The organism is Niveispirillum sp., assembly GCF_017996735.1.
GTDB lineage: Bacteria > Pseudomonadota > Alphaproteobacteria > Azospirillales > Azospirillaceae > Niveispirillum.
Genome location: NZ_JAGOGJ010000001.1, coordinates 84,309 through 96,304 on the forward strand (window position 1 = coordinate 84,309; position 11,996 = coordinate 96,304).

The window sequence follows — 11,996 nt, forward strand, 5'->3', positions numbered from 1 at the left end:
TCACTCCCCCGCCAGGACGGTCAGCGGCCGGTCGTCGCCGGCCCGTTGCGTGGCGGCCAAGGGGCCACGGATGGTCATCCACACATTCCAGGCGCCGATGGCGGCTCCAACCAGGAACAACGCCCCGCCGATGGCGCGGGCGACGTAGTAGGGATGCATGGCCACGACGGTGTCGATGAAGGAATAGGCCAGCGTGCCGCCGGCGTCATAGGTGCGCCACATCAGCCCCTGGATGACGCCGGAATTCCACATCGAAAAGACGTAGATGAGGGTGCCGGCCAGAGCGAGCCAGAAATGCGCTTCCACGGCCCAGGAGGAGTGCATTCGTGCCCGCCCCCATAGGGCCGGCGTCAGGCTGTAGAGGGCGCCGAAGCTGATCAAGGCTACCCAGCCCAGGGCCCCGGCATGCACATGACCCACGGTCCAGTCGGTATAATGCGACAGGGAGTTCACGGCCCGGATGGCCATGAAGGAACCTTCGAAGGTGGTGAGGCCATAGAACAGGGCGGCCACCATCATGAAGCGCAACGTGGCATCGTCACGCACACGGTCCCAGGCGCCGTTCAGCGTCAACAGCGCATTGGCGGCCGACCCCCAGGACGGCACCAGCAGGATCAGCGAAAAGGTCATGCCCAGCGTCTGCACCCAATGCGGCAGGGCCGTGTAATGCAGATGATGGGATCCGGCCCACATATACAGGAAGGTGATGCCCCAGAAGCTGATGATGGACATTCGGTAGCTGAAGATGGGGCGCCCGGCGCGAACAGGCAGGTAATAATACATCATGCCCAGGAAGCCGGCGGTCAGGAAGAAGGCGACGGCATTGTGCCCGTACCACCATTGCGTCATGGCATCCTGCACCCCGGCGAAGGCCGAATAGGCGCGGCTGTGGTTCCAGGCCACAGGCATGGCGATGTTGTTCACGATATGCAGCATCGCCACGACGATGATGAAGGCCAGATAGTACCAGTTGGCCACATAGATGTGTGGCTCCCGACGCCGCGCCAGCGTGCGGATATACAACACCAGATAGGTCACCCAGACCACGCAGAGCCAGAGATCCACATACCATTCCGGCTCGGCATATTCCTTGGACTGGGTGACGCCCAGCGGATAGCCCGAGACGGCCAGCAAGCAGAACAGGTTGTAGCCCAGCAGCACAAACCAGGGGCTGAACTGCCCGGCCAGCCGCGTGCGACAAGTGCGCTGAACCACATGGAAGGAGGTGGCGATCAGGGCATTGCCGCCGAATCCGAAGATCACGCCTGTCGTGTGCATGGGCCTGATCCGACCAAAACTGGCCCAGGCGGCATCGAAGGTCAGGCCAGGATAGGCCAGCATCCACGCCACCCAGTCACCCACCGCCAGCCCGAAGACGGCCCAGCCCATGGTCAGCACGATGCCCGCCCGGCTGGGGTCGTCATAATATTCCGCGAGCCGGCTATCGCCCGGTTCCGGCGTGTGCAACCCCGACAGGACGAGGAAACCCAAACCGACCGCGAAGGCCAGGACCAGCCCCCCGTGCAAGGCGAACAGGTCGTCATTGGCACCGGCGGCCATCACCAAACCGCACGAGGCAAGCAAGGTGAGAACAAGCAATGCGAATTCCCGTTCGGCGCGCGTAAGCTGAGCGATCATAGGTTTCCTCACTCTGCGGTGACGGCGGAAACATCAAGACCCAAGGCTTTGGCCACCCCCGCGCCATAGGCGGGATCGGCCCTTGTGCAGTTTTCTATATGGCGGCGCTGGATATGCGGTGCGGCGGCACCAATGGAACGGGCGGTATTGTCGAACAAAACCTGCCGTTGCGCCAGTCCCATCAGGCGAAAAAGAGTGCCCGGCTGCTGCCAGTGATCGTCTGCAACCCGATGATCCCAATGACCGGCGGGGCCATCCAGCACCAGTGGCGGTTCCTTGGCTTCCGCATGGTCGGCCCAATGACCTCGGCTGTTGGGGAAATAGGCGGGCGTGGCACCCAGGTTGCCATCGGTGCGCATGGCCCCGTCGCGGTGGTAGCTGTGGAACGGGCATTTCGGCGCATTCACGGGGATATGGTTGAAATTCACCCCCAGCCGATAACGCTGGGCATCGCCATAGGAGAACAGGCGGGCCTGCAGCATCCGGTCGGGCGAAAAGCCGATGCCCGGCACGATGTTGGCGGGGGAGAAGGCGGCCTGCTCCACCTCCGCGAACACATTTTCCGGATTGCGGTTCAGCTCCAGCACGCCCACCTCGATCAGCGGATAGTCGCCATGCGGCCAGACCTTGGTCAGGTCGAACGGATCATGGTAATGGGCTGCCGCCTGTGCCTCGGTCATCACCTGGATAGCTAAAGTCCAGCGCGGGAAGTCACCGGCCTCGATGCTGTTGAACAGGTCTCGCTGATGGGTTTCGCGGTCCTGGCCGATGGCGATCTCGGCTTCCGCATCGCTCAGGTTTTCAATGCCCTGCCGGCTGCGGAAATGGAACTTCACCCAGACACGCTCGTTCGCGGCATTGATCATGCTGAATGTGTGGCTGCCAAAGCCGTGCATGTGGCGATAGGTGCGGGGGATGCCACGGTCGGACATGACGATGGTCACCTGATGCAGTGCCTCGGGCAGCAGGGTCCAGAAATCCCAGTTATTGTCGGCGCTGCGCATGCCGGTGCGCGGGTCGCGCTTGACGGCATGGTTCAGGTCGGGGAAACGCAGCGGGTCACGGAAGAAGAAGACGGGTGTGTTATTGCCCACCACATCCCAGTTGCCCTGCTCGGTATAGAATTTGACCGCGAAGCCGCGGATGTCGCGTTCCGCATCCGCCGCCCCGCGTTCCCCGGCCACGGTGGAGAAACGCAGAAACACAGGCGTCTGCTTGCCGATTTCGGAGAAGATTTTGGCCTTGCTGTAGCGGGTGATGTCCTGGGTTACGGTGAAGGTACCGTAGGCACCGGAGCCCTTGGCATGCATGCGCCGCTCCGGAATCACCTCCCGGTCGAAATGGGCCAGCTTCTCGATCAGCCAGATATCCTGCAGCAGCGCCGGCCCACGCCGGCCCGCCGTCTGGATGTTGAGGTTGTCGGCGACGGGCGCGCCGTTGGCATGGGTCAGGGTGGGTTTGCTCATGGCCGGGGCTCCTCGATCGGGGATGTCAGGGGGCGGGGCAGAATTCGTCCGTGCAGGCGTCGGCACCGGTAGCGCCGGCCGCTGCCATGGCCGGCGTGAACGGCTTCTCGGCGATCGCGGCGGCGATCAGGGCGCCCACCGCCATGTCATCCTCCTGCCCGAAGCCGTGATGGCGGATACTGCCGTCGCGGCCGATCAGCACCGATGACGGCGTGCCGCGCAGGCCCAGGCGGCGCATGGTCACCGGTGTGGGCGTGCCCTCGCCCGGCTGGTCCACGGCGATGGGCATGGTCAGGCGGAATTCGTGGATATAGGCCTCCAGCGCGCCGGGATTCATGGCATCGTGATGTTCGAACACCGTGTGCAGGCCGATGACCTGAAGGTCGCTGTCGCGGAACATCATGTGCGCCTTCTGCGCCTGCGGCGTGCCATGGATGACGCAACCGGGACACAGCATCTGGAAGGCATGGATCAGTATCGGCCGGCCGCGCAGGCCTGCCAGCGTCAGGGGCTTCGGGGTATTGAACCAGCGGGTCACCGCCAGTTCGGGGGCAAGTCTGGTGTTCATCAGAAATCGCCCGGCTTGATATAGGGATGGCTCCAGAGAATGACCTGCAGGACCACCGCCTCGGTCCAGGCGGCATGCATCTTGCGCACTTCGTCCGGGCTGGCACCGGCCTGGGCCAGGAAAGGTTCGATCGTGGCGGATATCGGTACGATGAAGGCGATCAGGTAGCGCAGGTGGATATGCTCGACCGAAGCGACGTTGTCGGTCTTGTTCTTGCCAGCACGAGTATGGCGCACGCCCAACTCATGCTGGTAGTTCAGCCAGTCCTGGCCGTAATCGGCGTCGGTCGTATCCTTGATCCACTGGGCGAACCGGGCGCGCACCCGCCCCAGATAATCCATGTTCGGCGTGGCATCGGCCTTGTTGGTGAAATAATGCAGCAGATGCGGGTGGCTGCCGACGAAACCATACCAGACGTCCAGGATGGCATCGGTCTGTGGCACCAAAACGTCACCGGCCTTGCGCAGATAATGCGTATCCTCCTCCGTGAACAGCAATGTCTGCTTCAGCAAAGCCAGTTCGGCCAGGGAAACCGGGGATTGCGGCAGCGACGGGTCACCCAACCGGTACCCTGGGACGGCGGATTGATAGGCGGACATGGGACCTCCTTTATGATGTGGGATCGAAATGCTCCTCCCGCCGGCAAGAGGGGGGTGTCGCGGGAAAGCGGCCGGGTTCCGGCACGCCATCCCGATGCGGACGGAGTGAGCGTTAACTTGGGTTCTTTGCCGAGGCGCGGTCTTGACGTTTCTTGCGCCAGACGACGGATATTGCGGTGAACTTACGGCTGCACTGTTTGCTACAGGCGTTGCTGGCGCCAGGCGGTCGGCGACAGGCCGGTTCCAATTCGGAAACTACGGGCAAACTGGGTGGAGCCGGCGAAGCCGACGGCCAGGGCCACATCCGTGATGCTGAACCGTTGGTCGGCCAGCAGTTCCTTGGCCCGCTCGATCCGCAGGGCGGTGACCCAGCGGTGCGGGGTCATGCCCGTACTCTGCTTGAAGGCCCGGCAGAAATGCCATGGCGTCAGATCGGCCAACCTTGCGAGTTGCACCAGCCCGATCTCCTCATGCAGGTGGGAGCGGATGAAGCCGGTAACGCGGTTATACTGATGCGGGGAGAGGCCGCCGCGGGTTGCCCGCTGTCGCACCTGCTGGCCCCGTTGCCATTGCAGCAATTCGATGGCCAGCGCACAGCCTAGCGTTTCCCCGTAAAGACGCCCCAGCGGTCGGGGGGCGGTCACCGCCGCCTCGAACTTGCGGGCCGTGGCCATCAGGTTGGCATCCGTGGCGGCCAGGCGTGGGGCGATCTCCGTCAGGTCCAGGTCGGGATGCAGCACACCCGACCGCGGGTCCAGATAGATCTGCACGAAACGCTGCGCCGTCGCGGGCACGGAAAACCCCTCGAACCGGGCACCGGCCGGGATGATGTGGAAATGGTTGGCGATTTCGATGAAGCGGGTGGCCTTCTCGCCATCGACGTTGACCACGCTGTCCTTCCGCCGGCCCGACAGGCCGAAGCAGAGATACAGCGCCGGCCCGTTGAACCGGAAATCATAGGCCCGCCCGTCGGTCGTGTTCAGCAGTTCGGCGGAAACACCGGTCCAATCCGTGCGCAGGCTGGGGACCACATGGTCCTGACGGATATGCAAGGCGGGCAGCATGTTTCCTCCTTCGGTCAGGGGCCGGCCGCCCGCAGGACCAGCGTCGCCAGGGCGCGGGCCGCGGCATCCGCCGATGCCGGGTTTCGCCCCGTCACCAGCGGTCCATGGATCACCACATGTTGCTTCCCTGCGGCACCGGGCATGACGTGGGCTCCCAGATCCACCAACAGGTCGCTGAGCCGCCTGCCATCCGTCAACAGGGTTCCATCCCCGTCCTCCACCGTCAAGCGTCGCCCGGCGACATAGGGTGTGCCATCGGGCTTGCTTACCCGCAGCAAGGCCGCCGGCGCCTCCGACACAAAGCCCATAGGCTTGGCCTCGGCAGCGAAGGCGGCGATGAGGGCGATGGAATGCCGGTCCACCACGAGATCGCCCAGCACCCCCGTCCCGCCCGGATAGAACAGCCCGTCGAAATCACCCGCATGCACCTGGTCCAGGGGCAGCGTATCCGCCAGCGCATCGCGCGCCTCCCGGTTGGCCAGGAACCGCCTTGTGGCTTCCGACCTGCCGCTCAGCGCGTCGCCCACGGGATCGACCGGGGGCGCCCCGCCCTGGGGGGATGCCAGCGCCAGTTCCCATCCGGCATCGGTCAGCACCGCCCAGGCCGCCGTGAACTCCGACAGCCGGAAACCGGCCGGCGGACCGATCCAGGCCAGCCGGTCGCAGGAGGTGAGGACGACGAGGATGCGTGGTATCGTCATCATCTTCCCTTTTCCCATCAACCCAGGGCCACATGGCGATAGGCGGTGCCGTGCCGTTCGGCGATGGCGAAGCCGGGGCTGGTCCAGTGATAGCCCAGCATGTGCAGCTTCTCCGCCGCCGCCCGGTCGATCAGGCGGCGTCGCGTGGCTACCCCCTGGTCCTGGTCGGTATCGAAGCCGAAGCGCCAGCCAGGATGCTCGAACGACACGACGACATTGGTTATGGCGTCGCCGGTGATCAGCAGCCCGTCATCCCCCGCCAGTTCCAGAGAGATGTGGCCCGGCGTGTGCCCCGGTGTGGACAGGGTCCTGAGACCGGTCACCACCTCGTCCCCGTCACGCAGCCGGACCAGCCGGTCGGCAACGGCACCCAGGTCCCGTCTGGCGCCGGGCACGAAATCGCGCAACCCCGGATAACGGCCCGCCGGGTCCTGTCCCATCCAGAAATCCCATTCCGCCGCCGACACGTGATAGGTGGCATTGGGGAAGGACAGGCTGCCATCCGGCAACAGCACGCCGCCGGAATGGTCGGGATGGGCATGGGTCAGAACCACATGGGTGATGCTGGCCGGATCGACCCCGGCGGCCCGCAGATTGTCGCGTAACCGCCCGGCCGTGGACTGGAACTTGTCCCCCGACCCGGTATCGACCAGGATCAGCGCCTCGCCGGCCCGGATCAGCGGGATGTTGACGGGAATGTCAGCCGTTCCCAGCCGCCCACCCAGCCGTCTTATGATGTCGGCCCTTTCGGTGGGGCCGGCATCCGGGGCGATGACGGCGTCGGGCAGGATGATGAAACCGTCGCTGAACACATCGATCTGGAAATTCCCATGTCCGAAGTGCCGCGGCGGGGCCGCCACGCCGGGCCCGGTATCCAGGGCGCCCGCCGTCACGGTCAGCGCGGCTGCCCCGGCCAGGAAGGCGCGCCGGGCGATGGGTGACGGTTCGGGGTCAAAGGCTTGACGCGGCATGCTGACCTCCATTGCTGCAAGACCACAGCGAGTTTTTTCCGCCACCGTTTCCAAACTCTCCACCTTCACCGGGGTGACAGTGGAGAGTTTGGAAACCCTCAAGGGCCGGACCTTTGCGCCGGTCTGTCGGTACGGGAAACGCAACACCATCAGGCCTTGAAATAGGCCAGCAGGTCGGCGTTGATCGTGTCGGCCTGGGTGGTGGCCATGCCGTGGTCGAAGCCCTTGTAGACCTTCAGCGTGCCCTTCTTCAGCAGCTTGATGCCCAACAGGGCGCTGTCGGCGATGGGCACGATCTGGTCATCATCGCCATGCAGCAGCAGGACGGGCACGTCGATCTTCTTCAGATCCTCGGTGAAATCGGTCTCCGAGAAGGCCTTGATACAGTCATACTGGGCCTTGATGCCGCCCATCATGCCCTGGCGCCACCAATTGTCGATGACACCCTGGGAAACCTTGGCGCCCGACCGGTTGTAGCCATAGAACGGGCCGGCCGGCACATCCTTGTAGAACTGCGCCCGGTTGGCAGCCACCGCAGCGCGGAAACTGTCGAACACTTCCAGCGGCAGACCGCCCGGATTCTTGTCGGATTTCACCATGATGGGGGGCACGGCGCCGATCAGCACGGCCTTTTTCACCCGGCCCGGTTCGGCGCGGGCGACATAGCGCGCTACCTCTCCGCCGCCCGTTGAATGGCCGACATGGATGGCGCCCTTCAGGTCGAGGGCCGCCGCCAGCGCCTTCACATCCTCGGCATAGGTGTCCATCTCGTTGCCGGTATCGGTCTGGCTGGACCGCCCGTGGCCGCGCCGGTCATGGGCGATGACACGGAACCCCTGACCCAGGAAGAACAGCATCTGCGCGTCCCAGTCGTCCGCCGACAGGGGCCAGCCATGGTGGAAGACGATGGGTTGTGCGTTGCGCGGGCCCCAGTCCTTGTAGAAAATCTCCGTGCCGTCCTTGGTCTTGATCGTGCTCATGATCCGTATTCCTTCAATGGGCGGGGCTGCTTTGGCCGACGCCTGGGGAAAGAGAAAGGGGGAGAACAGGCCGGCGGCGTACAGGCCGACACCGCCGGCCAGGACGTCGCGGCGCGTGGCGCCGATAACGGCGCGGGTCACCATGCTCTTCATGATGGGCTCCGATTGTCCAATGGGGGCGGCGTTGCCGCCGGAGGCCGAGTAGCTCGACCGCAAAGCCAGCACAGGATGGACCCCGGCGGGCCCTTGGCCAATTATCCGGGTATTTCAGGCCTCTAACACGTTGGTATAGGATGGTTAACCATGAAGTCAGGCGGCAATGGCGGCATTGCCCAGATAATCTTCGGTGGACAGCAGCGTGGCATAGGCGAAGCCGAGCGCCGCCATGAACGCGGCATGGGCATGGGCCGCCGGCACGGTGGTGTTACCGAAGGTCAGATCGCGGGAGGCGCAGGCATCATGGATCACCGTCACCTTGTACCCGAAATCGGCCGCAGCCCGGGTGCAGGCATCCACGCACATGTGGCTCATGGCACCGCAGATCACCACTTCATCCACGCCGCGCGCGTCCAGCAGTTCCTTCAGGTTGGTATCGCGGAAGGAATTGATCTGGTGCTTCAGCACGACGGGTTCATCGGCGCGATTGGCGACGGCGGGATGGATTTCCGATCCCTTGCTGCCCGGTACGAAGAACGGCGCTTCGGTGGTGGGGAATTCGTGGCGGATATGGATCACGGGCTCGCCCGCGGCGCGGGCGGTGGCGATCAGACGGGCGGCATTGGCGGCAGCGGCATCAACACCGCTCAGGGTCCATTTACCGCCGGGAAAATAGTCGTTTTGCAGATCAATGACGATCAGAGCGCGCTTGGCCATGTTGATGTTCCTTCGGGTTGCGGCGTTTCTGCCTGGAAACATCATGAAGCAGGTGCCGCCCAGAAGCCCGTAAAGGGATGTAAAGAACCATAGTCTGTCGCAATGGGCTGTTAACCATGGTTGGGGTTGACGCCTTCACATTTTATGATGCAGTGCATGCGGCAACGCTGTCATGCACAGCGCCGGGGGGTTGGATGGAGCCGCAGGGCCTGTCATTCGGAGAATTCCAGTTGCTGCCGGAGCGGCGCCTGCTGCTGCGCGGTGGCTGCCCCGTACGCATTGGCAGCCGTGCCTTCGACCTGCTGATCACCCTTGCGGGGCGATCGGGAGAGGTTGTGGCGAAGGAGGAATTGATCGCCCGCACATGGCCCGGCACGTTTGTCGATGAAGCCAATCTGCGTGTCCATATCGGGGCCCTGCGCAAGTCGCTGGAGGATGATCCGGCTGGTGGGCGTTACATCACCAACGTGCCTGGTCGCGGCTATTGCTTTGTGGCGCCCGTCCGGGGCATGGCCGTCCAGCCGCAGCCGCAGCCGCAGCCGCCGCCGCCGCCGCCGCCGCCCGCCATGCCTGCGGCGGCTGCGCCCGTTTCAGGAAACCTGCCGGTCTCCGTCACCCGTCTGGTGGGCCGGCAGGAGGTAGTGGATAATCTTGCCACCCTGCTGTCGCAGCAGCGTCTTGTGACCATCGTGGGGCCTGGCGGGATGGGCAAGACCACCGTGGCTGTGGCTGTCGCCAGGCGTGCGGCCGAGCCGGGTGGAGTCTTGTTCGTCGATCTGGCTCCGGTGGCGGAACCTGCGGCCGTCGCCGGGGCGTTGGCAACGCTCCTGGGCTTGACAGACCGGTCGGTTGATCTGGTCGGCAATCTGGTGGAGCAGTTGCGTGACCGGACACTGCTGCTGGTGCTGGATAATTGCGAGCATGTGATCGAGGGGGCTGCCGCCCTGGCGGAGACGCTGCTGTGCCGGTTGCCGGCTCTCACCATCCTGGCCACCAGCCGGGAACCGCTGCGCGCCGCCGGGGAATGGGTGCAGCGGTTGCGGCCACTGGATGTGCCGCCGGAGGGTGGAGTCCTGGCAGCGGACGCTATGGATTACGCTGCCGTGCAATTGTTCGTGGAGCGGGCCTCCGCTTGCCTGGGCGGGTATGTTCTGAACGATGCCGATGCGCCCGCTGTTGCAGAGATCTGCCGTCGGCTGGACGGGATTGCGCTCGCTATCGAGTTGGCGGCGGGCCATCTGGACACCATAAGCATCGCTGGACTGGCGGCATCGCTGGATGACTGTTTTCGGGTGCTGACGCGCGGTCGCCGCACGGCGTTGCCCCGCCACCAGACACTGCGCGCCACGCTCGACTGGAGTTACCGCACGCTGCCGGCGGTTGGACAACGATTGCTACGCCACCTGTCCGTGTTCAACGGAGTGTTCACAGCGGCGCTGGTGACTGCCATCCTGCCTCCGGATGAGGAGATGGAGATCGACGAGGCCTTGGCCGAGTTGGCGGCCAAGTCACTGCTGACCGTGGATCGGGGACAGGCAGAGGCGCGCTATCGGCTTCTCGATACGACCCGGGCCTATGCACGAACAAAGCTGGAAAAGGCAGGCGAGGCGGATGTTATGCGCCGGCGGCACGCGACCCATTACCGGGCTGTGTTTGAACAGGCCGAGGCGGAGTGGGAGACGAAGCCCACCCCGGTCTGGCTCTCGACCTATATCGGCCATGTGGATAATCTGCGGGCGGCGCTGGACTGGGCCTTTTCGTGCGATGGCGATCCGTCCATCGGCATCGGCATCACGGTCGCCGCCGTGCCGTTTTGGTTTGCGCTGCTTCAGGTCGAGGAATGCCATGCCCGCGTGTATCGGGCCCTGGAGTTGCTGGAAATTCCGGCCCACCGGAACGAGCGGCAGCGCATGAAGCTTTACGCGGCGCTGGGATGGCAGCAGATGCGGGCCAGTACAACCCACCCCCATGGCGTCGCGGCTTGGCAGCGCACGCTGGACATTGCCACCCGATTGAATGATGCCGATTATCAGTCCCGGGCCCTGTGGGCTCTGTGGGTGGACCGCACCAATGACGGACAACCCCGGGCAGCGCTGGCCATGGCCGAACGGTTCGCCATGCTGGCGGCGCAACAACAGGATGAGGCGGATATCGCCATCGCTGACCGGATGCGGGCCAGATCCTTGTTGTTCCAGGGTCGTTTCGCAGAGGCGCGCGCCAGTATCGACCGCATGCTGGAACGGTACACGCCACCTGTGAACCGCGCCCACACGGTGCGCTTCCAGTATGATCAACGCAGCGTGGCCAGGATCACTCTGGCCCGCCTGCTGTGGATGCAGGGGCTTCCCGCCGAAGCCATGCAGGAGGTCGAGGCCACCATCGCCGAAGTGACGGAGATGGGGCACGAACTGACCCTGGCGCATGTCCTGTCGGATGCGGCCTGTGCCATAGCGTTGCTGAACGACGATCTGGAGAAGGCCAGCCGGTTCATCGGCTTGCTGCAACATGTGACCAAGGTCCATTCGCTGGATGTATGGAACACTTATGCCGATGGGTTTGCGGGCGAACTGCTGATCCGGCGGGGCGAGGTTGCAGACGGTCTCTCCCTGGTTGAAAGCGCGTTGGAACGGCTACGGCAAACCCGCTTCGTCCTTTATGAGACCGCCCTGGTTCTGGCCCAGGCCCGCGGCCTGAATTTGATTGGCCGATCAGTTGAAGCGTTGGCGGTCGTTGATGCGGCGCTGGATCGTTGCGCCCGCTCGGGTGAAGCGTGGTATCTGGCCGAACTGCATCGCGAACGGGGGGAAACCCTGTCCGCCCTGTCCGACGATGTCGGGGCCGAGGCCGCTTTGAACAGCGCCGTGGATATCGCCAACGAACAGCGGGCCCCCTGCTGGCAGGCGCGGGCGGCCGCCAGCCTTGCTCGCTTCCGCAGGGGCTAGGGGTGGGAAAGGGCAGACCATGTCCGCGGCGTGCCAAACCATCCCCAGAGACTGAAGAACCGCATCCTGCTGAAAACTATTTCCTGCCCAGCGACCTGGAAAGCAAAATCCAGGACTTCGTCGTCCATTGCAACCACCGCCGATATCATGGAAGCATCGGCAACCTGATGCCGGCCGATGGCCCGATCCTCCGT

The 11,996-nt window shown here is 64.4% G+C and carries 10 protein-coding genes and 1 pseudogene; 2 read left to right on the forward strand and 9 right to left on the reverse strand.

Features of this window, described 5'->3' with window-relative positions:
• From ccoN to KBA48_RS00405, 9 genes are all read right to left on the reverse strand, one after another.
• Complete coding sequence (ccoN, locus tag KBA48_RS00365) at nt 1-1,638, reverse strand: cytochrome-c oxidase, cbb3-type subunit I (protein WP_292902610.1); 1,638 nt, start codon at nt 1,636-1,638, stop codon at nt 1-3.
• 8 nt (nt 1,639-1,646) lie between these two features.
• A complete protein-coding gene (locus KBA48_RS00370; RefSeq protein ID WP_292902612.1) occupies nt 1,647-3,104 on the reverse strand; it encodes a catalase in 1,458 nt (485 codons plus the stop codon).
• 25 nt (nt 3,105-3,129) lie between these two features.
• Nucleotides 3,130-3,672 carry a TlpA family protein disulfide reductase gene (locus tag KBA48_RS00375; protein ID WP_292902614.1) on the reverse strand — a complete coding sequence of 181 codons (543 nt, stop codon included), beginning with the start codon at nt 3,670-3,672 and terminating at the stop codon, nt 3,130-3,132.
• On the reverse strand, nt 3,672-4,271 hold the full coding sequence (locus KBA48_RS00380) for a protoglobin domain-containing protein (RefSeq protein ID WP_292902616.1): 600 nt from the start codon (nt 4,269-4,271) through the stop codon (nt 3,672-3,674). The genes KBA48_RS00375 and KBA48_RS00380 overlap by 1 nt, the downstream gene beginning before the upstream one ends.
• A 200-nt stretch (nt 4,272-4,471) precedes the next feature.
• Nucleotides 4,472-5,335, reverse strand: coding sequence for a helix-turn-helix domain-containing protein (locus tag KBA48_RS00385; protein ID WP_292902618.1), 864 nt, complete (start codon nt 5,333-5,335; stop codon nt 4,472-4,474).
• Between the two features lie 14 nt (nt 5,336-5,349).
• Complete coding sequence (locus KBA48_RS00390) at nt 5,350-6,039, reverse strand: DJ-1/PfpI family protein (RefSeq protein WP_292902619.1); 690 nt, start codon at nt 6,037-6,039, stop codon at nt 5,350-5,352.
• 14 nt (nt 6,040-6,053) lie between these two features.
• The gene (locus KBA48_RS00395; RefSeq protein WP_292902621.1) at nt 6,054-7,007 is read right to left on the reverse strand and encodes an MBL fold metallo-hydrolase; all 954 of its coding nucleotides are present in this window, start codon (nt 7,005-7,007) and stop codon (nt 6,054-6,056) included.
• 149 nt (nt 7,008-7,156) lie between these two features.
• Entirely contained in the window at nt 7,157-7,987 is an 831-nt protein-coding gene (locus KBA48_RS00400) for an alpha/beta hydrolase (RefSeq protein ID WP_292902876.1), read from the reverse strand.
• A gap of 309 nt (nt 7,988-8,296) precedes the next feature.
• Nucleotides 8,297-8,860, reverse strand: a complete 564-nt coding sequence (locus KBA48_RS00405; protein ID WP_292902623.1) for a cysteine hydrolase family protein — start codon at nt 8,858-8,860, stop codon at nt 8,297-8,299.
• A gap of 194 nt (nt 8,861-9,054) precedes the next feature.
• On the opposite strand from KBA48_RS00405, the gene KBA48_RS00410 reads away from it, so the two are divergent.
• Nucleotides 9,055-11,802: a winged helix-turn-helix domain-containing protein gene (locus KBA48_RS00410; RefSeq protein WP_292902625.1), complete on the forward strand. Its 2,748-nt coding sequence runs from the start codon at nt 9,055-9,057 to the stop codon at nt 11,800-11,802.
• A 45-nt stretch (nt 11,803-11,847) separates the two neighbouring features.
• Nucleotides 11,848-11,981: pseudogene (locus KBA48_RS00415) on the forward strand (IS3 family transposase); the annotation flags it as partial.
• Nucleotides 11,982-11,996 lie beyond the last annotated feature (15 nt).

Bases quoted from the DNA above. Each gene is read 5' to 3' on its own strand.
- ccoN (WP_292902610.1), bottom strand. From the start codon at position 1,638: ATGATCGCTCAGCTTACGCGCGCCGAACGGGAATTCGCATTGCTTGTT.
- KBA48_RS00380 (WP_292902616.1), bottom strand. From the start codon at position 4,271: ATGTCCGCCTATCAATCCGCCGTCCCAGGGTACCGGTTGGGTGACCCG.
- KBA48_RS00410 (WP_292902625.1), top strand. From the start codon at position 9,055: ATGGAGCCGCAGGGCCTGTCATTCGGAGAATTCCAGTTGCTGCCGGAG.
- KBA48_RS00370 (WP_292902612.1), bottom strand. From the start codon at position 3,104: ATGAGCAAACCCACCCTGACCCATGCCAACGGCGCGCCCGTCGCCGAC.
- KBA48_RS00375 (WP_292902614.1), bottom strand. From the start codon at position 3,672: ATGAACACCAGACTTGCCCCCGAACTGGCGGTGACCCGCTGGTTCAAT.
- KBA48_RS00390 (WP_292902619.1), bottom strand. From the start codon at position 6,039: ATGATGACGATACCACGCATCCTCGTCGTCCTCACCTCCTGCGACCGG.
- KBA48_RS00395 (WP_292902621.1), bottom strand. From the start codon at position 7,007: ATGCCGCGTCAAGCCTTTGACCCCGAACCGTCACCCATCGCCCGGCGC.
- KBA48_RS00400 (WP_292902876.1), bottom strand. From the start codon at position 7,987: ATGAGCACGATCAAGACCAAGGACGGCACGGAGATTTTCTACAAGGAC.
- KBA48_RS00405 (WP_292902623.1), bottom strand. From the start codon at position 8,860: ATGGCCAAGCGCGCTCTGATCGTCATTGATCTGCAAAACGACTATTTT.
- KBA48_RS00385 (WP_292902618.1), bottom strand. From the start codon at position 5,335: ATGCTGCCCGCCTTGCATATCCGTCAGGACCATGTGGTCCCCAGCCTG.